We start from the raw sequence: 24526 nt of genomic DNA, 5'->3' as shown, positions 1-24526 counted from the left end.
AAAACCCAAACCGAATCCGGACCCGATCCGATCGGCCCGATTCCGGATCTATGGATTGTCCTCGTCCGGATTGCGGATCGGCCGCCCCTTGGCATCCACCGGCAACTGGTTGCGCAATTCCTTGAGCCGCGCCTCGATCGCCGACATCTGATAGAAGTCGCCGCCGCTGCGCCGGGCGATCTGCAGCTGCTGGATCGCCGCGGTCGGTTCGTCGATCAGCGCGTAGTACTCGGCCATCGCTCGGTGCGAAGACAAGCTCTTGCCCTGCCGCTCGTAGCCCTGGGCCAGCCGCTTGTGCAGGCCGGGATCGCCGCCGCGCTCGGCCAGCGCCAGCTCGGTCAGCGCCACCGCTTCGGCCGCCTTGTTCTCGCGCAGCGCGACGTCGATCTCGCCGTAGATCAGCGCGCGTGCGCTCGGCGCACGGTTGCGGCCCTCGGCGAACAGCGTGCGCGCCTCGGCGTAGCGGCCCTGGTCGAGCCGGATGCCGCCGGCCAGCGCGTCGAACATCGCATGGCCCTGCGGCCAGGCCTTGCGCGCCGCCTCCAGCTTGCTCCAGGCCTCGTCGAGCCGGCCGGCCCGCCACAGCGCGCAGGCATAGCCGTACTGCTGCGCCGCCGCGCTGGCGAACTTGCCCTGGCCGGTGGTGCCGGCGTAGTACTCGAGCGCGCCGCGGCTGCCCAGCTGCTGGCCGCGCACCTTCTCGCGCACCAGGAGGTAGTCGATGCTGTCGGTCCACTGCTTGTAGGGCAGCTGGGCGGCGCGCGACTGGCTGTCGCTGATGCGCTCGACGTTGACCGGGTGGGTGCGCAGGAAGGCGAAGGCGCCGTTGTCGACGTTGCGGTAGTGCTTCTGCATGCGCTCGAAGAAGCTCGGCATGGCGCGCGGATCGTAGCCGGCCGCCTGCAGCGTGGTCATGCCGACGCGGTCCGCCTCGCGCTCGAAATCGCGCGAGAAATCGAGCTGGCGCTGCATGCTGTAGCCCTGGCCGGCCGCCATCGCGGCCATCGGCGCATCGCTGTTGCGGGTCTGCGAGGCGGCCAGGATGGCCAGCGCCAGCGTGCCGAGCGTCATCAGGCCCGAGCCCTTGTTCGATTCGACCATGCGCGCGTAGTGATGCTGGGTGACGTGGGCGATCTCGTGCGCCATCACCGCGGCCAGCTCGGATTCGTGCTGGGTCAGCACCACCAGGCCGGTATTGATGGCGACCACCCCGCCGGGCACGGCGAAGGCGTTGATCTCCTTGGCCTGGATCGGGAAGAAGCGGAAGGACACGCGGTTGTCGTTGCTCGCTTCGACCAGCCGGTAGCCGAGTCGCTCGAGGTAGTCGGTCACCTCGACGTCGTCGAGCACCTCGCCCGAACGGCGCAGCTCGCGCGCGACGGTGTCGGCGATCTGTCTTTCCTCGTGCGCCGGCAGGTTGGCCAGCGCGGAATCGCCGAGGTCGGGCAGGTCGCTGGCGGATTCCGCGCAGACCAGCGCGGCACAGAGGGGCAGGAGACGGAAAAGGCGCAATTTCATGCCGGCTATGATAGGGAGCCGGCAGCATCGGTTCCATCCCGGCGCGATGCGCGGCACGCGACGCGCCGGCTTCCGCGTTTCGACATGACTTGCGCCGCGGCGCCACCGCGGCATCGGCCGTCGCGGCACCGACTTTGACCGGGCCGGAGCGGGGACGGATAATCGCGTGTTTCGCCTCGCCCGGAGCGTTCCATGCGCGCCCTTTCCCGCCTGATCGCGGTCCTTGCGCTGTCGGCCGGCCTGCCGGCCCTGGCCGCCGCGCTGCCCGACTGCCGCACCGTCGCAGCCGGATTCGGCCGCGACATCGACGCCGCCGAGCTGGCCGAGGCGCTGTCGGCGCTGAACCGCGACGGCCGCCTGCCGCCGCGCTACCTGACCAAGCGCGAAGCGCGCGAGGCCGGCTGGCAGCCCGGCCGGCCGCTGTGGCAGGTGCCCGGCCTGCACGGCCGCAGCATCGGCGGCGACCGCTTCGGCAATCGCGAAGGCCGGCTGCCGCGCGGCGACTGGCGCGAGGCCGATCTGGACTACCGCGGCGGCCGCCGCGGCGCCGACCGGCTGGTGTTCGAACCGCGCCGCGACGGCCGCCGCTTCGTCACCGTCGATCACTACGAAAGCTTCAAGGAGGCCCCCGCATGCCGATGACCCGCATCGAATTCGTCAACGTCGCCAGCGTCGAGGACTTCTACCAGCAGCTCGAAGGCCAGCTCGAGCTCGATTACGCGCTCGGCCACAATCTCGACGCGGTCTACGACGTGCTGTCGACCGAGGTGGCCGGCCCGCTCGAACTGGTCTGGCACGACGCCGGCTTCTCGCGCGTGGCGCTCGGCGAATGGTTCGTCCGCATCGCCGACGTGCTCAACAGCGTGTCGAGCGAGCGTAGCGATGTGAATGTCAGCTTCGGGTAGGGCGGAGCCTAAATGAACTGCCGTGGTTCAGGTCTTGGCTCGACCCGCAGAGCAGGCACCCGGCAAAGCCGGGCGCTGATCGACCGTGAGCACCCAACCATCGGCTCCCCTGATCCACTCCCTACGCCCCCGCCCTCGCCGCCACCGGGGCCCCGCGAAGTCGAAGACTTCGTGGGGTGGTCCAGAGGGAGCCTCGCTGCGCTCGTACAGGGTTTTTCACCCATCCGGTCATTTCGGTACCCGCTACCTGAGCGTTGCGAAGGAAACTTACGAACGATGAACAATTTGAAAGCGCCGGAGCACGGCGCTGAAACGCCGAGGAGTCCCTGATGCATACCGTCCAGCTCAAACCCGGCCGCGAGAAATCGGCGCTGCATCGCCATCCGTGGCTGTTCTCGGGCGGCATCGCCCAGGTCGACGGCGAGCCCGAGGCCGGCGCGACCGTGCGGGTGGTCGCGCACGACGGCCGCTTCCTGGGCTGGGCCGCCTACAGCCCGGCCTCGCAGATCCGCATCCGCTTCTGGGGCTTCGACGAGGGCGAGGCGATCGACCGCGCCTTCTTCCGCCGCCGCCTGCAGCGCGCGCTGGCCTCGCGCAGCCAGCTGGCCCTCGCCGGCAATGCGGCGCGCATCGTGCACGCCGAGTCCGACGGCCTGCCCGGCCTGGTGGTCGACCGCTACGGCGACGTGGTCGTGGCGCAGTTCCTGTCGGCCGGCCCCGAGGCCTGGCGCGAGGTGATCGTCGACGAACTGATGGACCTGACCGGCGCCGCCGCGGTGTTCGAGCGCTCCGACGCCGACGTGCGCGAGCTCGAAGGCCTGGCGCCGCGCGCCGGCCTGATCGCCGGCAAGCTGCCCGAGGAAGTCGACATCGAGGAATACGGCATCCGCTACCGGGTCGACATCGAGGCCGGCCAGAAGACCGGCTTCTACCTCGACCAGCGCGCCAACCGCCGCCGCATCGGCGAGCTGGCCACCGGCGCTGACGTGCTCAACTGCTTCTGCTACACCGGCGGCTTCTCGCTGGCCGCGCTGCGCGGCGGCGCCCGCTCGGTGGTGTCGGTCGACAGCTCGGCCGAGGCGCTGGCCGCCGCGCGCGTCAACGCCGCGCTGAACGAAGTCGACGGCGAACGCGCCGAATGGGTCGAGGCCGACGTGTTCCAGTACCTGCGCAAGCTGCGCGACATGGGCCGCCAGTTCGACCTGATCGTGCTCGATCCGCCCAAGTTCGCGCCGACCGCCCAGCACGTCGAGCGCGCCGCGCGCGCCTACAAGGACATCAACCTGTGGGCGCTGCGCCTGCTCAAGCCGGGCGGCCTGCTGGCCACCTTCACCTGCTCGGGCGGCATGAGCGCCGACCTGTTCCAGAAGATCCTGGCCGGCAGCGCCTGGGACGCCCATGCCGAGGCGCAGATCGTCGAGCGCTTCAGCGCCGACGTCGACCACCCGGTCTCGCTCAACTTCCCCGAAGGCGACTACCTCAAGGGCCTGCTGCTGCGCAAGGTGGCCTGATCGCCATGCTCGTCCTCGGCCTCGAATCCTCCTGCGACGAAACCGGCGTCGCGCTGTACGACACCGACGCCGGCCTGCTCGCCCATCGCATCCACACCCAGATGGCGATGCATGCCGAGTACGGCGGCGTGGTGCCCGAGCTGGCCTCGCGCGACCATATCCGCCGGGTGCTGCCGCTGACCTCGGCCTGCCTGGCCGACGCCGGCCGCACGCTGCAGGATCTCGACGCGATCGCCTTCACCGAGGGCCCGGGCCTGGCCGGCGCGCTGCTGACCGCCGCTGCGGTGGCCAACGGCCTCGGCGTGGCGCTCGGCAAGCCGGTGATCGGCGTGCACCACCTCGAGGGCCACCTGCTGTCGCCGCTGCTGGCCAAGCCGGCCCCTGCCTTTCCCTTCGTCGCCCTGCTGGTGTCGGGCGGCCACACCCAACTGATGGCGGTGCGCGGCGTGGGCGACTACCAGCTGCTCGGCGAGACGCTCGACGACGCCGCCGGCGAGGCCTTCGACAAGACCGCCAAGCTGCTCGGCCTCGGCTACCCGGGCGGGCCGGCGCTGTCCAGGCTGGCCGACCAGGGCGACGCCGCGCGCTTCAGCCTGCCGCGGCCGATGCTGCATTCGGGCGACCTCGACTTCAGCTTCGCCGGCCTCAAGACCGCGGTGCTGACGCTGGTGAAGAAGCAGGCCGAGCTCGACGACGCCACCCGCGCCGACATCTGCGCCGCCTTCCAGGCCGCCATGGTCGAGGTGCTCGGCGCCAAGTGCTGGGGCGCGATCAAACAGACCGGCCTCAAGCAGCTGGTGGTGGCCGGCGGCGTCGGCGCCAACCGCCAGTTGCGCGCTGCGCTCGACGCGATGGCGGCCAAGCGCCGCTTCCAGGTGTTCTACCCGCCGCTGGAGCTGTGCACCGACAACGGCGCGATGATCGCCTACGCCGGCGCGCAGCGGCTGCGCCATGCGCGCGAGGCCGGGCCGTTCGCGGTCCGGCCTCGCTGGGACCTGGCCGGGTTGCCTGCGGCCTGAGCCGCGCCGGGCCGACCCGGCCATCGCCGTCGGTCGCAGGCCGGGCTTCAGTCCGACCGCGACTTCGATTGCTGGCCCAGCCGGACTGAAGTTCGACCTACCGATGCGCTCGACGGCGCACCCCGACGAAAACGCCCCGCACGCGGGGCGTTTCCACGTCGGCCGGCTGCGGCTACTTCGCCGGCTTGGCAGCGGGCTTGGCCTGCGCCGGCGCTGCAGGCGCGGCCGGCTTGCTGGCGCCCGATACGCTCAGTTCGCCGCGCAGCTTGTCGAGCATGTTCTTGCCGATGCCGCCGACCTTCTCGAGCTCGTCGATCGACTTGAACGCGCCGTTCTTGCTGCGGTAATCGACGATCGCCTTCGCCTTGGCCGGGCCGATGCCCTTGAGCGCCTCGAGTTCGGCCTGGGTTGCAGTGTTAACGTTAACAGCAGCCAGGCAAAAAAATGGCGCGAGCGCGAACAGCAATGCGAACAGGGACTTCATGGTGACCTCCTGGGATGTATTGAGTAGGTTTCGTGCGCGCACCTGCACGCACAAAACCACGATAGGACGCCGCCCGGCTGATTTCAAATGCCGCGGATCAGGCCTGCTGCGCCAGCGCCAGCAGCGGCTTCAGGCGTTCGAGCAGGGCCGGCAGGTGCGGCTTGAGCTCGGCCGTGCGGCCTTCGGCCAGCCAGGCCAGCGCGGTCTCGACATCGATGGCGGCCGGAGCGGCGCGTTCCGGCGCCGGCGGGCTTTCGACCCGGTCGCCGCCCTGCGCGCGGGCGGTCTCCAGCCGCGACTGGGCCAGCGCCAGCAGCGCGTCGAAGCCGGTGGTCTGATCCAGCACCGCGCTGGCGATCGCCACGCTGGCGGTGATGCGCAGCGTCTTGCCGCCGTAGTTGACCTTGGCGGCGGCGATGGTTTCGCGCAGCCGCTCGGCATAGACGCGACTGCCGCCGGCGTCGGCGTACAGCACCACGCCGAAGCGCTGCTCGCCCAGGCGCGCCAGTGTCTCCTCCTTGCGCAGCCGGCCGCTGACCATCTGCACCACCAGGCCGATCAACCGGTTGGCCACCGCCTCGCCGATGTCGGCGCGCAGGCTGTCGAAATCGTCGATCTCGAACAGCAGCAGCGTGGCCTCGCCGTGGTAGCGCGCCGCGTGCGCCAGCGCCTTGTGGCCCTCGATGTGCAGCATGTGCTCGGTGGCCGCGCCGGTCTGCACGTCGGTCGTCGTGGTCTTGGCCTGGTGCGCCTCGGCGCTGCGCAGTTCGCGCGCGGTCTTGGCCAGCTTCACCGCGGCCGACACGCGCGCCACCATCTCGGCGCGGTCGGTCGACTTGGTGACGAAATCGTTGGCGCCGCGCTCGACCGCCTGCTGCTTGGTGTCGGGGTCTTCCTCGCCCGAGATGATGATGACCGGCGTCTGGCGGATGCGCGGATCGGCCGACTTGCGCACCCGCGACAACAGGCCGAAGCCGTCGAGCCGCGGCATGCTCAGATCGCTCATCAGCACCTGGATGCTGTCGTCCTCGCTCAACTTGGCCCAGCCCGCTTCGCCATCGACCTCCTCGACCACGTCGAAACCGGCGGCGAGATGCTTCTTCACGGTCGCCCGCACGATGCGGGAGTCGTCGACGACCAGGATGCGGGGACGTTCGGTGGCGAGTTCGGTCTGATTCATAACGGTACGGCCTCGGGAAGACGCGACAATCTAGCATAGCGTTATGCCAATGCGCTCCGTTGCGACGCAGCATCGGTTTTGTTAAAACTTGGCTAGGGTGAAGCAAGGGCGCATCAGGGGATCGGGCGCCGACCGGCACAGACCTCCACTACCTTGCGCGGGAGCGGCCATGTCGCACTGTTACCACGTCCATCTGTCGGTCTATCCGCTCGGCTCGAGCGAGCCCCTGCGGGTGCAGGCCGCCGTGCGCGAGGCCTGGGTGGCGCCGGCCTGGGTGAACCGGCGCGAACTGCGCGGCGCCTGGCTGTTCGAGGCGGTGATGGAAGCGCCGCTGCCCGAAGGCGACGACCTGGCGGCCTTCGCCGAGAGCCTGTCGGTGGCGATCTGGCAGCGGATCGGCCGCTACGTGAAGGTGGTGGTCGATGCCAGCCGCGAGGACACCGACGATTCGCGCCGCCGCGAGCTGGGCCGCACCGACTATCTGAAGCTGATGCGGGCCGTCTAGCCCGGCCGGGGCGCGCCGCCTTTCCCTCCTCCTGAGCAATCCTCGCCGAAGCAGTCAGGCGCCATGCAGCGCGCGCCGTACCGCCCGCCGTGCCTGCCAGTCCGGCGCCACGCGATGGCACAGCAGCGCCAGCACCGCCGCGGCCGCCATGCCGGCCAGCAGATGCTTGAGCGTATGGCCGCTGCACAGGCCGAGCAGGTCGAACAGCGCGTGGTCCGTCAGTTCGCACAGCTTGGCCAAGACGTAAGCCCCACCGCCAGCCAGACCGCACGCCGCTCGTAGCGCGGCGCGGCCGCGGCCTGCTGCAAGGCGGGTACCCACACCAGCGTCGCGATCTGCAGCAGCAGGTAGGGCCGCAGGTCGCCGCCGCCCAGCGGCGCGCTCCAGTACCACCAGCCGACGCTGGCCGCCGCAAGCAGCGCCAGTGCCGCCACCGTGCGGCGGCCGCAGCCGAGGGTCTCGCAGCCGACTGCCGCCAGCAGGCCGGCGCAGGTCAGCGCGATCGGCAGACGATCCCATACCAGCCGGGCATCGTCGGGCGCCAGATGGTAGTAGCTCGAGCCGAAAGCGGTCAGCACCAATCCCCCGAAGAACAGCAGCCAGCCCGCGCGGCCGGCGCGCAGGCCGGGATGGCGGCGCCAGCGCCGGACGAAGGCCAGGCCGGCAGCGCCGACCAGCAGGAAAGCCAGGTTGGACAGCACGTCGGCCGCGTTCGGCAGGCCCAGCCCGCTGCGCCGGTCGGCGAAATGGTGATAGTCGGCCAGCTGGACGATCGGCCCGTGCAGCAGCATGAGCAGGGCGATCGCCGCCATGACGGCAGTGGCAAAGACGAGCGGACGGAAAGACAGGCGCAGGGCGGACATCGGACACTCCGGGTCGACGAGATGCCGCACCGTAGCGGCCGCCGGCTGCCGCCGGAAGCTTGCCGTGCACCGTCTTACGCCATAGCCTGCAAGGTATCGAAAAACGATACCCAGCCACCATGTCCCAGACTTCCCAGCTGGTCAGCGCGCTCAAGCGCCTGCTCAAATCGCGCGGCGTCACCTACGCCCAGGTCGCGACCCACCTCGGCCTCAGCGAGGCCAGCGTGAAGCGCCAGTTCTCGCAGCAGCGCTTCACCCTGCGCACGCTGGACGCGATCTGCGCGTTGATCGACACCGACCTGGCCGAGCTGGTACGCGAAGCGGGCGAGGACGCGGCGCGGCTGAGCCAACTCAGCGAGGCTCAGGAACGCGAGCTGGTGCGCGAGCCGAAGCGGCTGCTGATCGCGGTCTGCGTGCTCAACCACTGGACGCTGGCGCAGATCGTCGCCACCTACCGGCTCGGCGAGGCCGAATGCGTACAGGGGTTACTGCAACTCGACCGGCTCGGGCTGATCCGGCTGTTGCCGGAGAACCGCGTGCGGCTGCGGGTGGCACGCGATTTTTCATGGCGGCCCGACGGCCCGATCCACCGCTTCTTCCGCGAACGGGTGCAGACCGATTTCCTCGACGCGCCGTTCGCCGGCGGCGGCGAGCTGCTGCGCTTCCAGCACGCGATGCTGGACCCGGCCGCCACCGCGCGGCTGCAGCAGCGGCTGCTGCGCGTCCTGCAGGAATTCGCCGAGCTGCACGCCGACGGCCTGGCCGCGCCGGCCGAATCGCGCCACGGCACCAGCCTCCTGATCGCGCTGCGCTCGTGGGAGCCGGCCGCCTTCGCGGCGCTGCGCCGGGCGCCCGACCTGCGCGGCGCATCGAACGAGGCGCACTGAGCGATCGCGCGCGCCAAAACAAAAAGCCCACTCGTCCGAGTGGGCTTTCGCTGCTGCGCGCGGTGCTGGCCAGCGAAACCGCGCGTCGCGTGTACTGCGTGCTGCTTAGGCCATCGCCTTGATGGCGGCAGCCAGGCGGCTCTTGTGGCGAGCGGCCTTGTTCTTGTGGTACGCGCCCTTGTCGGCCATGCGGTCGATGGTGCTGACCGAGGTCTTGAAGGTTTCGGCCGCTGCGGCCTTGTCGCCGGCTTCGATGGCCTTCAGCACCTTCTTGACGGCGGTGCGGAATTCCGAGCGCTGGCTCTGGTTGTGAAGGCGCGCCTTGGCGGCCTGACGGGCACGCTTGCGGGCTTGTGCGCTGTTTGCCATTTAAATCAACTCCTTAAACCGGTAAAAGGACTATCGCGAAACCGCGCATTATGCCCATGCGAGCGAAGGATGGCAATCCTCGCGTACACTGGCGCGGTTTTGTCAACCGCCCGCCGCAACACCTCCCGCATGAACCTCCTCAAAGCGCTCGCCCGTACCAGCAGCATGACCATGCTGTCCCGCATCCTCGGCCTGGTGCGCGATTCGATGAACACCCACCAGTTCGGCGCCAGCAAGGCCTTCGACGCCTTCGTGGTGGCCTTCATGCTGCCCAACATGTTCCGCCGGATCTTCGCCGAGGGCGCATTCTCGCAGGCCTTCGTGCCGATCCTGGCCGAGTACAAGGAACGCCGCGGCGAGGACGCCGCGCGCGCCTTCCTGGCCGACGTGGCCGGCCTGCTGTCGCTGGTGCTGCTGGTGTTCACCGTGCTGGGCGTGATCGCCGCGCCGGCCATCGTCTACCTGTCGGCCTCGGGCTTCGCCGACCAGCCCGACAAGTTCGCGCTGACCACGGCGCTGACCCGCATCACCTTCCCCTACATCCTGCTGATCTCGCTGTCCTCGCTGGTCGGCAGTGTGCTCAACACCTGGAACCGCTTCACCGTGCCGGCCTTCACGCCGACCCTGCTCAACCTGTCGATGATCGGCTTCGGCCTCCTGTTGACGCCCTATCTGGACGAACCGATCTTCGCCCTGGCCATCGCGGTGGCGGTCGGCGGCCTGGCCCAGCTGCTGTTCCAGCTGCCCTTCCTGGCCCGCATCGGCATGCTGGTACGGCCGAAGCTGAACCTGCGCGACGCCGGCGTCTGGCGCGTGCTCAAGCAGATGGGGCCGGCGATGTTCGGCGTCTCGGTGGCCCAGATCAGCCTCTTGATGAACCGCAACTTCGCCTCCTGGCTGCCCGACGGCAGCATGTCCTGGCTCTACAACGCCGACCGGCTGATGGAATTGCCCACCGGCGTGCTCGGCGTGGCGCTGGGCACCATCCTGCTACCCAGCCTCGCCAAGCTGCGCTCGAGCGACCGGCCGGACGATTATTCGGCCATGCTCGACTGGGGCCTGCGGCTGTGCTGGCTGCTGACGCTGCCGGCCACGGTAGCGCTGGCGGTGATCGGCGAGCCGCTGATCGCCACGCTGTTCGAGCACGGCAAGTTCCACGCCTTCGATACCCGGATGACCACCCAGGCGCTGGCCGCCTACGCGGTCGGCCTGATCGCGCTGATCTCGATCAAGGTACTGGCGCCGGCCTTCTACGCCCAGCAGGACGTGAAGACGCCGGTCAAGATCGGCATCTTCACGCTGGTCTGCGTGCAACTGCTCAACCTGCTGCTGTGGAAATCGATGGCGCACGCCGGCCTGGCGCTGGCGATCAGCCTCGGCGCGATCCTCAACGCCGGCCTCTTGCTGCGCGGCCTGCGGCGCCGCGACATCTACCGGCCGCGCGCCGGCTGGGGCCTCTTCCTCGCCAAGCTGACGGCGGCGGTGGGGCTGATGGCCGCCGTGCTGTGGGGCCTGCTGCAGGGCCTGGGCGCCTGGCACGGCATCGACAGCCTGGCGAAGGCCGGCAAGCTGGCGCTGCTGGTCTGCGCCGGCGCCACGGCGTACTTCGGCGCGCTGTGGGCGATGGGCTTCCGCCCGCGCGATTTCTCGCGCCGCTCGGTCTAGGACGCCGGCGCTTCAGCGCTCGTCGGCCTCGCGCTGCTTGCGGCGCTCCTGGGCGAGCCTGGCCTGCTCGTTGCGCAGCCGGTTGTCCCGCTTCTGCTGGTATTCCTGCGGCGACATCGCGACAGCGGGGCCGAGGCCGTTGGCCTTCTCCCGCTTGCGCCACTGGTTCACCAGCGCAGCCTCGTGACGCGACTGCTGCAGGGCGGCCTTGATGTCGGACGCGGACAGCCGCGCCCCGTCGCGCTGCGCCTGATCCCGGGACCGCTCCTGGGCACGCGCCTCGAGCATCTCGTCGATGCGCCGGTTGCGTTCCGCTTCGTCGACCTGCACGCCCGGCGCCACCTTGACCGCCATCTCGCTCTGCCGCTCGTTGCGCGGGCAGGCGCCGTCGGTGAAGGTCACCCGGCCGTCGGGACCGGTGCACTTGGTGATCGCCTGCGCGGGCAGCGCCAGCAGGCCGGCCAGGCCGGCGAGCAGGATCCGTCGGGCATGTCGCATGGTTCTCTTCCTCGCTGGGTTGGGCATGCGGCGTCATTCCGCCTTGGGCGGGACGATCAGCTTGCGCAGTTTTTCCAGCGAGGCGATCGAATCCGCCGGCCGCCCTTCCTTGCATGCCTGCTCGGCCTCGGCCCGCAGCTTGCTGATCTGCTTGAGATTCTGCGGCGCGATCAGCAGGCCGGCGCGCAAGGTCTCATCGGTCTGGCGCAGCGCGTCCTGGCAGTTGCCGCCCCAGGCGGTGCCGGCCAGCAGCAGCGCGATGCAGCATTGTTTCAACGGCATGGATTTCCCTTTCGAAAGTCGCTTCCGGCCGGCGGCCCCGCCCAGCTGGAATATTTATCTTTGTAAATCAATCGATTGCCGCATATCCGCGGCAATCGGGCGCCTGGCATCGCGCACCCTGCGGCTATAATGCCGATCCCGTTTTCACTCCCCGTCGCCGCCGGAAGGATCACCCGTGGAACTCTCGCACCGCGTCCAAGCCATCAAGGAATCGCCCACCCTCGCCATCACCGCCAAGGCGCAGAAACTCAAGGCCGAAGGCCGCGACGTCGTCGCGCTGGCGGCCGGCGAGCCGGACTTCGATACGCCCGAGCATATCAAGGCCGCCGCCATCGCGGCGATCCAGGGCGGCTTCACCAAGTACACGCCGGTGTCCGGCACCCCCGGCCTGAAGAACGCGATCATCGCCAAGTTCAAGCGCGACCAGGGCGTCGACTACACCGCCAGGCAGGTGCTGGTCAGCTGCGGCGGCAAGCAGAGCTTCTACAACCTGTGCCAGGCCTACCTCAACGAGGGCGACGAGGTGGTCATCCCTGCGCCCTACTGGGTGTCCTACCCCGACATGGTGATCCTGGCGCAGGGCAAGCCGGTGATCGTCGAGTGCGGTATCGAGCAGGGCTACAAGCTGAGCCCGGGCCAGCTCGAGGCCGCCATCACGCCGCGCACCAAGCTGGTGGTGCTCAATTCGCCGTCCAACCCGACCGGCGCGGTCTACACGCTGGACGAGCTGCGCGCGCTCGGCGAGGTGCTGAAGAAGCATCCGAGGGTGCTGATCGCCTCGGACGACATGTACGAGCACGTGATGCTCGGCGACACGGTGTTCGCCAACATCCTCAACGCCTGCCCCGATCTCTACCCGCAGACCATCCTGCTCAACGGCGTATCGAAGGCCTACTCGATGACCGGCTGGCGCATCGGCTACGCGGCCGGCCCCGAGTGGCTGATCAAGGCGATGGAGAACATCCAGTCGCAGTCGACCTCGAACCCGACCTCGATCTCGCAGGTGGCGGCCGAGGCGGCGCTGAACGGCCCGCAGGCCGAATGCTTCGCGCCGATGCTCGCCGCCTTCAACGCGCGCCACGCCTTCGTGGTGGAGAAGTTCAACGCCATCCGCGGCCTCAAGTGCCTGCCGGCCGGCGGCGCCTTCTATGCCTTCGTCGATGCGCGCGAGGCGATCCAGAACCTGTTCCGCGAGGGCAAGCTGGCGGCGCCGACCGACCTGGCGCTCGGCGGCTACCTGCTCGAGGCGCAGGACGTGGCGGTGGTGCCGGGCTCGGCCTTCGGCGCCGAAGGCTACTTCCGCATCAGCTTCGCCACCAGCATGGCCAATCTCGAAAAGGCCCTGGCGCGGATCGGACAGGCGCTGGCCTGATCGCCGCCGTCTCGCCCGTTCCAACCGGAAGCGCCGCCCCTGCGGCGCTTTTTCATTGCCGTCGCCGGCGCTTGCCATGACGAAGGCATTAGGGTTTCCCACAGGCGCCGCATCGCTGCACATTAGGCTGCGCCACGCCTATGCTATGGTGCGATTGCTCTAGACCAGCCGAACGGGATGATCCCCGTGCGGCCTGTCCACAACGACACCAGAGGGGACAATCCGAAATGCAAGCACTGCTCCGCCTGGCGGGCTGGATCGATGCGCTGAACGAGCGCGTCGGCCAGCTCGCCAAATGGCTGGTGCTGATCTGCGTGCTGATCAGCGCCGGCAACGCCATCGTGCGCAAGGCCTTCGACATGAGCTCGAATGCCTTCCTCGAGATCCAGTGGTACCTGTTCTCGGCCATCTTCCTGCTCGGCGCCGCCTACACCCTCAAGCACAACGAGCACATCCGCATCGACCTCCTGATCGGCCGGCTGTCGCCGCGCCGGCAGGCGCTGGTCGACATCGTCGGCGGCCTGCTGTTCCTGCTGCCGATGGCGGCCATCATCCTGTGGTTCGCCTGGCCCATCGTGATGCAGATGATCCAGTCGGGCGAACGCTCGAGCGATGCCGGCGGGCTGATCCGCTGGCCGGTGTGGGCGCTGATCCCGGTCGGTTTCGGCCTCTTGATCCTGCAGGCCGTGGCCGAGGTCATCAAGCGCATCGCCTTCCTGCAGGGGCTGATCCCCAACCCGGCCGAGAAGCATGGCGGCCAGGCCGAGGGCAGCATCGAACAGCACGCGGCGGGAGATCGTGCATGAGCCATGAAATGCTCGCCCCGGTGATGTTCTGTTCGCTGATCGTGTTCCTGCTGATCGGCTACCCCGTCGCCTTCGCCCTGGCCGCCGTCGGCCTCCTGTTCGCCTTCATCGGCATCGAATTCGGCTTCATGCCGGCCGCCCTGCTGCAGGCCCTGCCGCAGCAGGTGTTCGACATCATGAAGAACGACACGCTGCTGGCCATCCCCTTCTTCACCTTCATGGGGCTGATACTCGAGCGCTCCGGCATGGCCGAGGACATGCTCGACACCATCGGCCAGCTGTTCGGCCGGGTGCGCGGCGGGCTGGCCTACGCGGTGATCTTCGTCGGCGCGCTGCTGGCCGCCACCACCGGCGTGGTCGCCGCCTCGGTGATCTCGATGGGCCTGATCTCGCTGCCGATCATGATGCGCTACGGCTACGACACCCGGCTCGCCTCGGGCGTGATCGCGGCCTCGGGCACGCTGGCGCAGATCATCCCGCCCTCGCTGGTGCTGATCGTGCTGGCCGACCAGCTCGGCACCTCGGTCGGCGACATGTACGCCGGCGCCCTGGTGCCGGGCCTGCTGCTGACCGGCCTGTACGCGCTCTACGTGTTCGGCGTCACCATCGTCCGGCCCAACGCGGCGCCGGCGCTGCCGCCCGAGGCGCGCACGCTGCGCGAACCCGACGGCAGCAGCGGCGCACTGTCGCTGCTCGCGCTGCTGGCGCTGTCGGTGGTGGCCGGCGTCGCCTACGACCAGTACCACTACGCCGGCGGCGACCGGCCGCTGGACGAGCGCTTCATCGTCTCCGGCCTGGTCGGCATCGGCGTCGCCTTCGTGGCCGCCGTCCTCAATCGCGTGACCAAGCGCGGCCTGCTGAGCCGCATGGCCGAGCGCGTGGTGTTCGTGATGGTGCCGCCGCTGGTGCTGATCTTCCTGGTGCTCGGCACCATCTTCCTCGGCGTCGCCACGCCGACCGAGGGCGGCGCCATGGGTGCGACCGGCGCCATCGTGCTGGCGCTGATCAACCGCCGGCTCAGCTGGGACCTGACCCGCCAGGCGATGAACTCGACGCTCAAGCTGACCACCTTCGTGGTGTTCATCCTGATCGGCGCGCGGGTGTTCCGCATCGCCTTCCTCGGCGTCGACGGCGACAAGTGGGTCGAGGACCTGTTCGTCAGCCTGCCCGGCGGCGTGGTCGGCTTCCTGGTGGTGGTCAACATCCTGATCTTCGTGCTGGCCTTCTTCCTCGACTTCTTCGAGATCGCCTTCATCCTGGTGCCGCTGCTGGCGCCGATCGCCGCCAAGCTCGGCATCGACCTGGTCTGGTTCGGCGTGATGCTGGGCGTGAACATGCAGACCTCGTTCATGCACCCGCCGTTCGGCTTCGCGCTGTTCTACCTGCGCAGCGTGGCGCCCAGGTCGATCAAGACCACCGACATCTACTGGGGCGCGGTGCCCTTCGTGCTGATCCAGGTGCTGATGGTGTCCCTGGTGATCGGCTTCCCCAAGCTGGTCACCCATGCGCTGCACCACCCGGCGGCCGAGAGCACCCAGAGCGTCGAGGATGTGCTGCAGGGCCTGCCGCAGGACGCCCCGGCCGAGCCGGCCAGCGGCGACGAAGGCGGCGCGCTGCTCGAACAGGGCGGCCAGCCGTCGTCCGCGCCGGCCGCTCCTGCCGAACCGGCCGCGCAGGGCGAGCCGGACCCCGCCGCCGCGCTGCTGGAAGAAGCCGGCAAGCAGCAATAGACCCGTTCCGAGCGTACGACTCAACATCGGCGCGGCTCGCCGCGCCGCAACCAGAGGAAGAAGGAGCAGACCGTGGAAAGACGCAGTTTCCTGAAGAAGGCCAGCCTCGGCGCCGTCGCCGCGACCGGCGTCGCAGCGCCCGCCATCGCCGCCGAACCGAGCGTGCAGTGGCGCATCACCTCGAGCTTCCCCAAGAGCCTGGACACCATCTACGGCGGCGCCGAGCAGCTGGCCAAGCGCGTCGGCGAGCTGACCGAGGGCAAGTTCCAGATCAAGGTCTCGGCCGCCGGCGAGATCGTGCCGGGCCTGCAGGCGCTCGACGCGGTGCAGAACGGCACGGTGCAGGCCTGCCACACCTGCGGCTACTACTACGTCGGCAAGAACAAGACCTTCGCCTTCGACACCTCGGTGCCGTTCGGCCTGTCGTCGCGCCAGCAAGCCGCCTGGATGTACTACGGCGGCGGCCTGCAGCTGATGCGCGACTTCCTCAAGGACTACAACGTCATGAGCTTCTACGGCGGCAACACCGGCACCCAGATGGGCGGCTGGTTCCGCAACGAAGTGAAGTCGCTGGCCGACGTGAAGGGCCTGAAGATCCGCATCCCCGGCATCGGTGGCGAGGTCTGGTCGCGCCTGGGCGCCGTGCCGCAGACGCTGGCCGGCGGCGACATCTACCCGGCGCTGGAGAAGGGCACCATCGACGCGGCCGAGTGGGTCGGCCCCTACGACGACGAGAAGCTCGGCTTCTACAAGGTCGCCAAGCACTACTTCTACCCGGGCTGGTGGGAGCCGGGCCCGCAGATCTCGTTCTACGTGAACCTGGCCGAGTGGGCCAAGCTGCCCAAGTCCTACCAGGCCGCCTTCGAGGTCGCCGCGGCCGAGGCCGCGATCGCCATGCAGGCCGAGTACGACGCCAAGAACCCGCAGTCGCTGGTGCGCCTGCTGCAGAGCGGCGTGAAGCTGCACAAGTACCCGGCCGACATCCTCAAGGCGGCGCAGAAAGCGGCATTCGAGATCTACGAAGAGGAATCCGAGAAGAACCCGGCCTTCAAGAAGGTCTACGCCGAGTGGAAGAAATTCCGCGGCATCGAGCAGGGCTGGTTCAGCCTGGCCGAGTCGGGGCTGGAAAGCTTCATGTACGCCAACCGCGTGAAGTGAGCGGTCCGGCTGGCCGACAAAAAACCGCGCCCAGGCGCGGTTTTTTGTCGGCTGCCGCGGCGGCGTAGCGTCCGCAGGCGAGCGGCCTCAGTGGGCGGCCTTGGCCGGCGCGGGCGTCGGCGCTGCCACCGGCTTGTCGCCGGGCTTGGGCGTGCCGGCGTAGCCGCCGGGCTTGGAATTCATCGCGTCGATCGCCTCGCGCAGGTTCAGGCACTTGACGTCGGCCTTGCTCTTCACGCCGTCGCCCAGCTCGCAATCGCGCGAACCGAAGCGCAGCTTGGCGCCCTTGGGCGGCTCGGGCTTGGCCTCGGCCGGCTTGGCCGCGCCCTTGATCAGGCTCTCGCGGATCTCGCCGAGCACCTTGTCCATCGTCTGCACTTCCATCTTGGCCTGCGCCAGCTGCTCCTTGAGCATCTCGTTGTCCTTGCTGCGCAGGGCGAGCTGGTCCTTGAGTTCGGCGATCTGGCCTTCGAGCGAGGTCTTTTCGGTCTTGAGGCCGGCCTCGGCCTTCTTGGCCGCGTGCGCCTGGCTCATCGCGTTGTGCACCGCCAGCTGGTTCTGCTTGGTCGCCAGCGCCATGCCGGCGATGAAGCCGCCGACGCCGATGGCGATCACCAGCAGCACCGACAACAGGATCAGCACCGCCGACACGCCGCCGCCCACCCCGCCGCGCAGGGCCAGCACGACGCGCTTCATCAGCGGCAGTTTGACGGCTTGTTCATTTGACGTTGTCATGCGATCCTCTCTGTGTTGCACGCAGGGAGCGGCATGGCCCGTTGTAGCGGCTGCCGCGCACTCCGTCAAACGACGCGAAGAACCGTCAAATAGCGCGAGGAAAATGAAAAACCGCGCAGTCTTGCGACGGCGCGGTTTTCGGTATTCAGTTTGGCTCCCCGACCTGGGCTCGAACCAGGGACCTACGGATTAACAGTCCGGCGCTCTACCGACTGAGCTATCGGGGAACTGAAGAGACCGCTATACTAGAAGGCTGCTCGTTACGTGTCAACACCCGTTTCTGATTCACCCAAACAAGAGGCATCATGTCCGCCCTGAAGAAAGTGTTGATCACCCTGGCCGCCCTGGCCGCCCTGATTGCAGCGATTCCGCTGCTGATTCCCTACGACAACTACAAGTCCGACCTCGAACGCGCGATGAGCGCGCGGCTCGAATCCAAGGTCACCGTCGGCAACATCCATTTCAGCTACGAGCCCAAGCCGCAGCTGGCGCTGAACGACGTGCGCTTCGGCGACGACGGCAACATCGGCACGGTGCTGGTGCCGATCACGCTGAAGAACCTGTTGAACTTCCGCAGCCAGCTGACCGACGTCTCGCTGCAGAACGCCAGCTTCAAGCAGGCCTTCGCGCTGTCGCTGCCGGGCCGGCTCAAGCCCAATCCGGGCCGCGACATCCATTTCGCCTCGCTCAAGCTGGTCGACCTGAACGTCCAGCTGCAGCACGGCGCCATCGGCCCGCTGTCGGGCGTGGTCAAGCTGAACCCGGACGGCACCTTCAAGGAAATCACCGTCACCGACAGCGACGAGCGCGCCCAGCTCAAGGCCAAGCCGCTCGACGACAAGTTCGAGCTCGAGTTCGAGGCGCGCAACTGGGTGCTGCCCGGCGCCTACGCGGCCCGCTTCGAGCAGCTCAACATGAGCGGCATCGCCGACCGCGACGGCATCCTGATCGACAGCATCAACGGCATCCTGTACGGCTCGGCCGCGATCGGCCAGGCCCAGCTCAACTGGAACGAAGGCTGGAAGCTCACCGGTTCGCTGCAGACCCGCAGCATGCAGGTCGAGCCGCTGATCATGCTGGCCAGCCCGACCACCCGCGCCACCGGCCGGATGGCGGCCAGCGCCACCTTCGCCTTCGCCGGCGACAGCTACGAGACGCTGTTCAAGCAGCCGCACTTCGAGCTCAAGTTCACCGTCAACGACGGCAACCTGCACAACTTCGACATCGTCACCCCGCTCAAGTCGCAGAACCCGTCGGTGCTGCAGCGCGGCGGCCAGACGCGGTTCGACACGCTGAGCGGCGACTATGTCTACGACAACGGCCAGGTCGCCCTGCAGAACCTGGTGCTCAATTCGGGCAAGTTCACCGCCGGCGGCAACCTGGCCATCGATGCGGCCCGCAAGCTGTCCGGCCGGGTGAACGCCAAGCTGGCCAGCGGCGTGATCGTGATCAACGCCCCGCTGAGCATCGGCGGCACGCTCGACGCGCCGGAGATCCGCTCGGCCGGCGCCTACAAGCCGGGCGGCAACTCGGATACGACGCGAATCTTCTGAGCCCTGCCGCGGTAAACTAGCAAGCATCGCCGGCCGGCTGGTCGGCGATGTCGTTTCAGGAGACCGAACCCCATGAGCTGGCAAGACTTCCTGCGCGCCCAAGGCGCCGCGATCGACGACGAAACCGGCGTGGTCCGCTTCGACCCCGCCACGACGGCCGAGCCGGCCTGCGCGCTGGTGCCGCTGCTCGACTTCGGCCTGATCCGCTTCGCCGGCGAGGAGACCGTGGCCTTCCTGCACGGCCAGCTGTCGAGCGACGTGAAGAAGCTGGCCGACGCCGGCGCGCAATACTCGAGCTACTCGACGCCCAAGGGCCGCATGCTGGCCAGCCTCTTGCTGCTGCGCGAAGGCGACGACGTGCTGCTGATGCTGCCGCGCACACTGCAGGCGGCGATCCAGAAGCGCCTGTCGATGTACGTGCTGCGCAGCAAGACCCGCGCGAGCGACGCCGGCGCGGACCGCGTGCTGCTCGGCCTGGCCGGCCCGCGCGCACTGGCGCTCGGCGCCGAGGTGTTCGGCCGCGCGCCCGCAGCCGACCTGGCCGGCACGGCGATCGACGGCGGCCTGCTGGTCCGCCTGCCCGGCGAGCGCCTGCTCGCCGTGCTCGAGCCGGCCGCCGCCGAAGCCGCCTGGCCCGGGCTGGTCGCCGCCGGGGCAGTGGCGGCCGGCTCGGCCGCCTGGACGCTGGCCGACATCCGTGCCGGCATCCCCTGGGTGGTGGCCGGCACGCAGGAGGAATTCGTGCCGCAGATGGCCAATATGGAGCTGATCGGCGCGGTGAACTTCAAGAAAGGCTGCTATCCGGGCCAGGAAATCGTGGCGCGCACCCAGTACCTCGGCAAGCTCAAGCGCCGTACCTACCGCATCCGCACCACGGCGGCGGTGCAGCCGGGCCAGCCGGTCTACAGCCCGGAGATGAACGGCCAGCCGTCCGGCCTGATCGCGCTGGCGGCGCAGGCCGGCGAGGCGCAGTGGGAAGCGCTGGCGGTGGTGCAGATCGGCAGCATCGCGCACGGCCTGCATCTCGAAGGGCCGGACGGTCCGGCGGTCGAGGTGCTGACCCTGCCCTACCCGGTGCACGAATAGGTCGGTCCGCGCCGGTCGTCCGCGCCGGTCGCCCGCAAAGACAAACGGCCCGTCGCATGACGGGCCGTTCCTGTTCCTGCGCGGTGCGGGCGATCAAGCTTCGCGCTTGTCGCGCTCGATCAGCGCATAGGCCGAGTGGTTGTGGATCGACTCGAAGTTCTCCGACTCGACCACGTAGGCGTCGATGCGCGCGTCGGCGTTCAGGCGGGCCGCCACGTCGCGCACCATGTCCTCGACGAATTTCGGATTGTCGTAGGCGCGCTCGGTGACGTACTTCTCGTCGGTGCGCTTGAGCAGGCTGTAGAGCTCGCTCGACGCCTCTTCCTCGACCACCCGGATCAGGTCCTCGATCCAGACATGGCTGTTGAACTCGGCGGTGATGGTGACGTGCGAGCGCTGGTTGTGCGCGCCGTAGGCCGAGATCTTCTTCGAGCACGGGCACAGGCTGGTCACCGGCACCAGCACCTTGAGCTTCTGGATCAGCCGGCCGTGCTTGATCTCGCCGATCAGGCTCACCTCGTAGTCGAGCAGGCTCTGCACGCCCGACACCGGCGCGATCTTGTTGACGAAGAAGGGGAAGCGCATCTCGATGTAGCCGGACTCGGCCTCGAGCTTGTGCACCATCTCGCGCAGCATGGTCTCGAACGACTCGACCGAGATTTCCTTCTCGTGGCTGTTCAGGATCTGCACGAAGCGCGACATGTGGGTGCCCTTGAAATGCTGGGGCAGGAACACGTACATGTCGAAGGTCGCAATGGTGTGCTGCACGCCGTCGGCGCGGTCGGCCACCTTGACCGGATGGCGGATCGACTTGATGCCGACCTTGTTGATGGCGATCTGGCGGGTGTCCTGCGAGCCTTGGACATCCTCGATGGGTGCCGGGGCGTGGGGTGCGTTCATGACGATGATCCTGATGCTGTTTTAAGCGGAATTCTACCGGGCGAGGAATACCCGAGTAAACCACTCGGAAATTCGGGGCGAGTCTAGCCAATTCAAGAGCGACCGACGATTGATTCTGGCAATCGGCGCCATAGGCGGGCGGAACGGCCCGTCCGCAGGCCGCGCCCGCAACCCGGTAAGCGCGGCTTCGGCCGCGAACAGCATGGGAGGACGCCCGAAGATTCGCGGCTGAAGCCGCGCCTACCGGGCTGCCCGCAGCCTGAGTGAAGACCGGTTGGCGCCTTCGCCGATCAAAGCCCGAACGCGCTGCGGATGCTCGCCTCGATGCCGGCCGCGTCGAGCCCGCATTCGGCCAGCAGCTTGGCCGGGTCGCCATGGTCGACGTAGCGGTCGGGCAGGCCGAGCTGCAGCACGCGGCGGCCGAGGCCGGCGGCGTTGAGCGCCTCGGTCACCGCCGAGCCGGCGCCGCCCATCACGGCGTTTTCCTCGACCGTGACCAGCTGCGCATGGCTCGCGGCCAGTTGCAGCACCAGCTCGACGTCGAGCGGCTTGACCCAGCGCATGTTGGCCACCGTGGCGCCGAGCGCCTCGGCCGCCTTCAGCGCCGGCGCCAGCATGGTGCCGAAAGCCAGGATCGCGATGCCCTCGCCCTGGCGGCGGATTTCTCCCTTGCCGTAGGGCACGGCGCTGAACGCCTGCTCGATCGCGACGCCGGGGCCGGTGCCGCGCGGATAGCGCACCGCGCTCGGCTGGTCGAGCTGGAAGGCCGTGTACAGCATCTGGCGGCATTCGTTCTCGTCGCTCGGGCACAGCACCGCCATGTTCGGGATGCAGCGCAGGAAGCTGATGTCGAAGCTGCCGGCATGGGTCGGGCCGTCGGCGCCGACCAGGCCGGCGCGGTCGATGGCGAACACCACCGGCAGGTTCTGCAGCGCCACGTCATGGATCAGCTGGTCGTAGGCGCGCTGCAGGAAGGTCGAGTAGATCGCCACCACCGGCTTGAGGCCCTCGCAGGCCAGGCCGCCGGCGAAGGTCACCGCATGCTGCTCGGCGATGCCGACGTCGTAGTAGCGGTCGGGGAATTCGCGCTCGAAACGGACCAGCCCCGAGCCCTCGCGCATCGCCGGCGTGATGCCGACCAGGCGGCTGTCCTGCGCCGCCATGTCGCACAGCCAGTCGCCGAAGATCTGGGTATAGGTCGGCTTGCTGGCCGCCTTGGCCGCCATGCCGTCGGCCGGCGTGAACGGCGTCACCGCGTGGTACTTGACCGGGTCGCCCTCGGCCAGCTTGTAGCCGGCGCCCTTCTTGGTCACCACGTGCAGGAACTGCGGGCCGTGCAGGCTCTTGAGGTTCTGCAGCGTCGGCACCAGCGCGTCGAGGTCGTGGCCGTCGATCGGGCCGACATAGTGGAAGCCGAATTCCTCGAACAGCGTCGACGGCGAGAAGAAGCCCTTCATGTGCTCTTCGCCGCGCCGCACCAGCTCGTGCAGCGGCGGCACGTTCTCCAGCACGCGCGAGCCGGTCGAGCGGAAGCCCTGGTAGAAGCGGCCCGACAGCAGCTTGGCGAGGTAGGCGTTGAAGGCGCCGACGTTGGGCGAGATCGACATCTCGTTGTCGTTGAGGATCACCAAGAGGTCGGTGTCCTTGTCGCCGGCGTTGAACAGCGCCTCGAAGGCCTGGCCGGCGGTCATCGCGCCGTCGCCGATCACCGCCACCACCTTGCGGCGCTGGCCGAGGATCTTGCTGCCCTCGGCCATGCCGGCGGCAGCGCCGATGCTGGTCGAGCTGTGGCCGACGCCGAAGGTGTCGTACTCGCTCTCCTCGCGCTTGGGGAAGCCGGCCAGGCCGCCGTACTTGCGCATGCTGTCCATCCGCGCCTTGCGGCCGGTCAGCACCTTGTGCGGATAGGTCTGGTGGCCGACGTCCCACACCAGCCGGTCGTGCGGCGTCTCGAACACGTGGTGCAGCGCGATGGTCAGCTCGATGGTGCCGAGATTGGAGGCGAAGTGGCCGCCGGTCTGGCTGATCGACTGCAGCAGGAATTCGCGCAGTTCGTCGGCCAGCTGCTTGAGCTGGTCGGCGTCGAAACCGCGCAGGTCGGCCGGCAGGTTGACTTGATCGAGAAGCGGGTAAGGCATGAGTGGTTCGCTATCCGGGCGGCGGGACGTGGCCGCCGCCCTATCGCTATAAGGGCCTCAGAAGGCGCGGTGGACGATGAAGTGGGCCAGCTCGCGCAGGCGGCGGGCCGCCTCGCCGAAGCCGTCGAGGCAGGCGAGCGCCTCGGCCTCGAGCTCGGCCGCGCGCTGCTTGGCCTCCTTGAGGCCCAGCAGCGAGACGTAGGTCGGCTTGTCGTGGGCGGCATCCTTGCCGGCGGTCTTGCCCAGCGTGGCGCTGTCGGCCTCGACGTCGAGGATGTCGTCGACCACCTGGAAGGCGAGGCCGACCAGCTTGGCGAAGCGGTCGAGCCGCTCGCGCTGGCCGGCCGCCAGCGGCGTGCCGCAGTAGGAGCCGAGCAGCACCGAGGCGCGGATCAGCGCGCCGGTCTTGAGGATGTGCATGTGTTCGAGTTGGGGCAGCGACAGGGGCAGGCCGACCGAGGCGAGGTCGATCGCCTGGCCGCCGGCCATGCCGGCCGCGCCGCTGGCGGTGGCCAAGAGCTTGAGCATGCGCACCTGGTCGGCCGCGTCGTCGCACAGCGCATGGCCGGCCAGCACCTCGAAGGCGGCGGTCTGCAATGCGTCGCCGGCCAGCAGCGCGGTGGCCTCGTCGAATTCGACGTGCACGGTCGGCTTGCCGCGCCGCAGCACGTCGTCGTCCATGCACGGCAGGTCGTCGTGCACCAGCGAATAGGCGTGGATCAGCTCGACCGCGGCGGCGGCGTATTGCAGCCGCTCGGCCGGCGCGCCGACCAGCTCGCCGGCGGCGAACACCAGCAAGGGCCGCACCCGCTTGCCGCCGCCGAGCACCGCGTAGCGCATCGCCGCGTGCAGGCGCTGCGGCAGGTGGTCGGACGGCGGCAGCACGCCGCCGAGCGCCAGCTCCATCTGCTGCTGGATGGCGAAGGACCAGGTCTGGAAATCGTGGCTCATGCGGCGGGCTCCGCTTCGAAGGGTTTGAGCGTGTCGCCGTCGAGCACCTTGATCTGCTGTTCGGCGGCGGCCAGTTGCTCCTGGCAGTAGCGGATCAGCTCGCCGCCGCGGCGATAGGCCGCCAGCGAGGCTTCGAGCGCGGCGTCGCCGCGTTCCATCTCGGCGATCAAGGTTTCCAGTTCGGTCATGGCCGCCTCGAAGCTGGCCGGCTTGGTGGTTTTCGCCATCGGGCTGTGTTCTGTCGGTCTGTTGCGAATCGCGCGATTTTACCCTGCCCCGCCGCCCTTGGCGCGGCTTTCCCGGCCGGGCCGCGGCCGCCGCGCGCGGGTGCGCGCCGCCTGCGGACATAAAAAAAGCGCGCCGGAGGAAACCGACGCGCCCTAAGTACCCAAGCGTAGGCAAACCGGCCGG

General features: G+C 68.8%; 26 protein-coding genes and 1 tRNA gene. 13 read left to right on the top strand and 14 right to left on the bottom strand.

Translation table 11 applies throughout. The annotated features are described in order from the left end of the window. Positions 1-48 precede the first annotated feature (48 nt). A complete protein-coding gene (locus H9L41_RS04090; RefSeq protein WP_034606444.1) occupies positions 49-1518 on the bottom strand; it encodes a M48 family metalloprotease in 1470 nt (489 codons plus the stop codon). 192 nt (positions 1519-1710) lie between these two features. Here H9L41_RS04090 and H9L41_RS04085 point away from each other — a divergent pair, with 192 nt between their 5' ends. The 4 genes from H9L41_RS04085 to tsaD all read left to right on the top strand — a co-directional run bounded on the left by H9L41_RS04085 (position 1711) and on the right by tsaD (position 4953). After that, the gene (locus H9L41_RS04085; protein WP_028445424.1) at positions 1711-2160 is read left to right on the top strand and encodes a ribonuclease domain-containing protein; all 450 of its coding nucleotides are present in this window, start codon (positions 1711-1713) and stop codon (positions 2158-2160) included. Continuing rightward, positions 2151-2423, top strand: a complete 273-nt coding sequence (locus tag H9L41_RS04080; RefSeq protein WP_028445423.1) for a barstar family protein — start codon at positions 2151-2153, stop codon at positions 2421-2423. Before H9L41_RS04085 ends, H9L41_RS04080 begins: the two co-directional genes overlap by 10 nt. Before the next feature lie 329 nt (positions 2424-2752). After that, complete coding sequence (locus H9L41_RS04075) at positions 2753-3934, top strand: class I SAM-dependent rRNA methyltransferase (protein WP_028445422.1); 1182 nt, start codon at positions 2753-2755, stop codon at positions 3932-3934. Between the two features lie 5 nt (positions 3935-3939). Continuing rightward, positions 3940-4953 carry a tRNA (adenosine(37)-N6)-threonylcarbamoyltransferase complex transferase subunit TsaD gene (tsaD, locus tag H9L41_RS04070; RefSeq protein WP_028445421.1) on the top strand — a complete coding sequence of 338 codons (1014 nt, stop codon included), beginning with the start codon at positions 3940-3942 and terminating at the stop codon, positions 4951-4953. A gap of 172 nt (positions 4954-5125) precedes the next feature. Here the strand turns inward: tsaD and H9L41_RS04065 are convergent, their stop codons facing one another. Together H9L41_RS04065 and H9L41_RS04060 are read right to left on the bottom strand one after the other, a co-directional pair. Continuing rightward, entirely contained in the window at positions 5126-5437 is a 312-nt protein-coding gene (locus H9L41_RS04065) for a ComEA family DNA-binding protein (protein ID WP_028445420.1), read from the bottom strand. Positions 5438-5534: 97 nt separating this feature from the next. Beyond that, a complete protein-coding gene (locus H9L41_RS04060) occupies positions 5535-6617 on the bottom strand; it encodes a GGDEF domain-containing response regulator (RefSeq protein WP_028445419.1) in 1083 nt (360 codons plus the stop codon). A 169-nt stretch (positions 6618-6786) separates the two neighbouring features. Here H9L41_RS04060 and H9L41_RS04055 point away from each other — a divergent pair, with 169 nt between their 5' ends. Beyond that, positions 6787-7122, top strand: a complete 336-nt coding sequence (locus H9L41_RS04055; RefSeq protein WP_028445418.1) for a hypothetical protein — start codon at positions 6787-6789, stop codon at positions 7120-7122. 54 nt (positions 7123-7176) lie between these two features. Here the strand turns inward: H9L41_RS04055 and H9L41_RS04050 are convergent, their stop codons facing one another. Beyond that, positions 7177-7362 (bottom strand): hypothetical protein, encoded by a 186-nt coding sequence (locus H9L41_RS04050; RefSeq protein WP_187523685.1) that lies wholly within the window; start codon positions 7360-7362, stop codon positions 7177-7179. Beyond that, positions 7341-7985 carry an alkaline phytoceramidase gene (locus tag H9L41_RS04045; RefSeq protein ID WP_187523684.1) on the bottom strand — a complete coding sequence of 215 codons (645 nt, stop codon included), beginning with the start codon at positions 7983-7985 and terminating at the stop codon, positions 7341-7343. Before H9L41_RS04045 ends, H9L41_RS04050 begins: the two co-directional genes overlap by 22 nt. A 119-nt stretch (positions 7986-8104) precedes the next feature. On the opposite strand from H9L41_RS04045, the gene H9L41_RS04040 reads away from it, so the two are divergent. Next, positions 8105-8872: a helix-turn-helix domain-containing protein gene (locus tag H9L41_RS04040; RefSeq protein ID WP_028445417.1), complete on the top strand. Its 768-nt coding sequence runs from the start codon at positions 8105-8107 to the stop codon at positions 8870-8872. 105 nt (positions 8873-8977) lie between these two features. Here the strand turns inward: H9L41_RS04040 and rpsT are convergent, their stop codons facing one another. After that, positions 8978-9241: a 30S ribosomal protein S20 gene (gene rpsT, locus H9L41_RS04035; RefSeq protein ID WP_028445416.1), complete on the bottom strand. Its 264-nt coding sequence runs from the start codon at positions 9239-9241 to the stop codon at positions 8978-8980. 129 nt (positions 9242-9370) lie between these two features. On the opposite strand from rpsT, the gene murJ reads away from it, so the two are divergent. Continuing rightward, positions 9371-10906: a murein biosynthesis integral membrane protein MurJ gene (gene murJ / locus H9L41_RS04030; protein ID WP_028445415.1), complete on the top strand. Its 1536-nt coding sequence runs from the start codon at positions 9371-9373 to the stop codon at positions 10904-10906. Between the two features lie 12 nt (positions 10907-10918). Here murJ and H9L41_RS04025 read toward each other — a convergent pair whose 3' ends face one another. Then, positions 10919-11404 (bottom strand): DUF4124 domain-containing protein, encoded by a 486-nt coding sequence (locus H9L41_RS04025; RefSeq protein WP_028445414.1) that lies wholly within the window; start codon positions 11402-11404, stop codon positions 10919-10921. 33 nt (positions 11405-11437) lie between these two features. Then, positions 11438-11686 carry a hypothetical protein gene (locus H9L41_RS04020; protein WP_028445413.1) on the bottom strand — a complete coding sequence of 83 codons (249 nt, stop codon included), beginning with the start codon at positions 11684-11686 and terminating at the stop codon, positions 11438-11440. Positions 11687-11861: 175 nt separating this feature from the next. Here H9L41_RS04020 and H9L41_RS04015 point away from each other — a divergent pair, with 175 nt between their 5' ends. The 4 genes from H9L41_RS04015 to H9L41_RS04000 all read left to right on the top strand — a co-directional run bounded on the left by H9L41_RS04015 (position 11862) and on the right by H9L41_RS04000 (position 16752). Next, positions 11862-13058: a pyridoxal phosphate-dependent aminotransferase gene (locus H9L41_RS04015; RefSeq protein WP_028445412.1), complete on the top strand. Its 1197-nt coding sequence runs from the start codon at positions 11862-11864 to the stop codon at positions 13056-13058. A gap of 227 nt (positions 13059-13285) precedes the next feature. Then, positions 13286-13864, top strand: a complete 579-nt coding sequence (locus H9L41_RS04010) for a TRAP transporter small permease subunit (RefSeq protein WP_028445411.1) — start codon at positions 13286-13288, stop codon at positions 13862-13864. After that, positions 13861-15594, top strand: a complete 1734-nt coding sequence (locus H9L41_RS04005) for a TRAP transporter large permease (protein ID WP_028445410.1) — start codon at positions 13861-13863, stop codon at positions 15592-15594. Before H9L41_RS04010 ends, H9L41_RS04005 begins: the two co-directional genes overlap by 4 nt. 72 nt (positions 15595-15666) lie before the next feature. Then, complete coding sequence (locus H9L41_RS04000) at positions 15667-16752, top strand: TRAP transporter substrate-binding protein (protein WP_028445409.1); 1086 nt, start codon at positions 15667-15669, stop codon at positions 16750-16752. Between the two features lie 87 nt (positions 16753-16839). On the opposite strand, the gene H9L41_RS03995 is transcribed toward H9L41_RS04000, so the two are convergent. Further along, a complete protein-coding gene (locus H9L41_RS03995) occupies positions 16840-17487 on the bottom strand; it encodes a hypothetical protein (protein WP_157461904.1) in 648 nt (215 codons plus the stop codon). Between the two features lie 151 nt (positions 17488-17638). Beyond that, a tRNA-Asn gene (locus tag H9L41_RS03990) sits at positions 17639-17714 on the bottom strand. A gap of 78 nt (positions 17715-17792) precedes the next feature. Here H9L41_RS03990 and H9L41_RS03985 point away from each other — a divergent pair. Together H9L41_RS03985 and ygfZ are read left to right on the top strand one after the other, a co-directional pair. Further along, positions 17793-19040 (top strand): AsmA family protein, encoded by a 1248-nt coding sequence (locus tag H9L41_RS03985; RefSeq protein ID WP_028445407.1) that lies wholly within the window; start codon positions 17793-17795, stop codon positions 19038-19040. 72 nt (positions 19041-19112) lie between these two features. Then, positions 19113-20126 (top strand): CAF17-like 4Fe-4S cluster assembly/insertion protein YgfZ, encoded by a 1014-nt coding sequence (ygfZ, locus tag H9L41_RS03980; protein ID WP_028445406.1) that lies wholly within the window; start codon positions 19113-19115, stop codon positions 20124-20126. A 93-nt stretch (positions 20127-20219) separates the two neighbouring features. Here the strand turns inward: ygfZ and folE2 are convergent, their stop codons facing one another. The 4 genes from folE2 to H9L41_RS03960 form a co-directional block, all read right to left on the bottom strand. Beyond that, a complete protein-coding gene (folE2, locus tag H9L41_RS03975; protein ID WP_028445405.1) occupies positions 20220-21026 on the bottom strand; it encodes a GTP cyclohydrolase FolE2 in 807 nt (268 codons plus the stop codon). Between the two features lie 290 nt (positions 21027-21316). Next, positions 21317-23164 carry a 1-deoxy-D-xylulose-5-phosphate synthase gene (gene dxs / locus H9L41_RS03970; protein ID WP_028445404.1) on the bottom strand — a complete coding sequence of 616 codons (1848 nt, stop codon included), beginning with the start codon at positions 23162-23164 and terminating at the stop codon, positions 21317-21319. A gap of 57 nt (positions 23165-23221) precedes the next feature. Then, on the bottom strand, positions 23222-24115 hold the full coding sequence (locus H9L41_RS03965; protein ID WP_028445403.1) for a polyprenyl synthetase family protein: 894 nt from the start codon (positions 24113-24115) through the stop codon (positions 23222-23224). Next, positions 24112-24342, bottom strand: a complete 231-nt coding sequence (locus H9L41_RS03960) for an exodeoxyribonuclease VII small subunit (protein ID WP_051318851.1) — start codon at positions 24340-24342, stop codon at positions 24112-24114. The genes H9L41_RS03965 and H9L41_RS03960 overlap by 4 nt, the downstream gene beginning before the upstream one ends. Positions 24343-24526: the final 184 nt, after the last annotated feature.

The organism is Chitinimonas koreensis, from assembly GCF_014353015.1.
In the GTDB taxonomy this organism is placed as follows: Bacteria; Pseudomonadota; Gammaproteobacteria; order Burkholderiales; family Chitinimonadaceae; genus Chitinimonas; species Chitinimonas koreensis.
This window is presented reverse-complemented; position numbering and strand designations above follow the sequence as displayed.

What these genes read in the sequence shown, in the direction of transcription:
- H9L41_RS04090 (WP_034606444.1), bottom strand. Translation starts at nt 1,518, where the DNA reads ATGAAATTGCGCCTTTTCCGTCTCCTGCCCCTCTGTGCCGCGCTGGTC.
- H9L41_RS04085 (WP_028445424.1), top strand. Translation starts at nt 1,711, where the DNA reads ATGCGCGCCCTTTCCCGCCTGATCGCGGTCCTTGCGCTGTCGGCCGGC.
- H9L41_RS04080 (WP_028445423.1), top strand. Translation starts at nt 2,151, where the DNA reads ATGCCGATGACCCGCATCGAATTCGTCAACGTCGCCAGCGTCGAGGAC.
- H9L41_RS04075 (WP_028445422.1), top strand. Translation starts at nt 2,753, where the DNA reads ATGCATACCGTCCAGCTCAAACCCGGCCGCGAGAAATCGGCGCTGCAT.
- tsaD (WP_028445421.1), top strand. Translation starts at nt 3,940, where the DNA reads ATGCTCGTCCTCGGCCTCGAATCCTCCTGCGACGAAACCGGCGTCGCG.
- H9L41_RS04065 (WP_028445420.1), bottom strand. Translation starts at nt 5,437, where the DNA reads ATGAAGTCCCTGTTCGCATTGCTGTTCGCGCTCGCGCCATTTTTTTGC.
- H9L41_RS04060 (WP_028445419.1), bottom strand. Translation starts at nt 6,617, where the DNA reads ATGAATCAGACCGAACTCGCCACCGAACGTCCCCGCATCCTGGTCGTC.
- H9L41_RS04055 (WP_028445418.1), top strand. Translation starts at nt 6,787, where the DNA reads ATGTCGCACTGTTACCACGTCCATCTGTCGGTCTATCCGCTCGGCTCG.
- H9L41_RS04045 (WP_187523684.1), bottom strand. Translation starts at nt 7,985, where the DNA reads ATGTCCGCCCTGCGCCTGTCTTTCCGTCCGCTCGTCTTTGCCACTGCC.
- H9L41_RS04040 (WP_028445417.1), top strand. Translation starts at nt 8,105, where the DNA reads ATGTCCCAGACTTCCCAGCTGGTCAGCGCGCTCAAGCGCCTGCTCAAA.
- rpsT (WP_028445416.1), bottom strand. Translation starts at nt 9,241, where the DNA reads ATGGCAAACAGCGCACAAGCCCGCAAGCGTGCCCGTCAGGCCGCCAAG.
- murJ (WP_028445415.1), top strand. Translation starts at nt 9,371, where the DNA reads ATGAACCTCCTCAAAGCGCTCGCCCGTACCAGCAGCATGACCATGCTG.
- H9L41_RS04025 (WP_028445414.1), bottom strand. Translation starts at nt 11,404, where the DNA reads ATGCGACATGCCCGACGGATCCTGCTCGCCGGCCTGGCCGGCCTGCTG.
- H9L41_RS04020 (WP_028445413.1), bottom strand. Translation starts at nt 11,686, where the DNA reads ATGCCGTTGAAACAATGCTGCATCGCGCTGCTGCTGGCCGGCACCGCC.
- H9L41_RS04010 (WP_028445411.1), top strand. Translation starts at nt 13,286, where the DNA reads ATGCAAGCACTGCTCCGCCTGGCGGGCTGGATCGATGCGCTGAACGAG.
- H9L41_RS04005 (WP_028445410.1), top strand. Translation starts at nt 13,861, where the DNA reads ATGAGCCATGAAATGCTCGCCCCGGTGATGTTCTGTTCGCTGATCGTG.
- H9L41_RS03995 (WP_157461904.1), bottom strand. Translation starts at nt 17,487, where the DNA reads ATGACAACGTCAAATGAACAAGCCGTCAAACTGCCGCTGATGAAGCGC.
- H9L41_RS03985 (WP_028445407.1), top strand. Translation starts at nt 17,793, where the DNA reads ATGTCCGCCCTGAAGAAAGTGTTGATCACCCTGGCCGCCCTGGCCGCC.
- ygfZ (WP_028445406.1), top strand. Translation starts at nt 19,113, where the DNA reads ATGAGCTGGCAAGACTTCCTGCGCGCCCAAGGCGCCGCGATCGACGAC.
- folE2 (WP_028445405.1), bottom strand. Translation starts at nt 21,026, where the DNA reads ATGAACGCACCCCACGCCCCGGCACCCATCGAGGATGTCCAAGGCTCG.
- dxs (WP_028445404.1), bottom strand. Translation starts at nt 23,164, where the DNA reads ATGCCTTACCCGCTTCTCGATCAAGTCAACCTGCCGGCCGACCTGCGC.
- H9L41_RS03965 (WP_028445403.1), bottom strand. Translation starts at nt 24,115, where the DNA reads ATGAGCCACGATTTCCAGACCTGGTCCTTCGCCATCCAGCAGCAGATG.
- H9L41_RS03960 (WP_051318851.1), bottom strand. Translation starts at nt 24,342, where the DNA reads ATGGCGAAAACCACCAAGCCGGCCAGCTTCGAGGCGGCCATGACCGAA.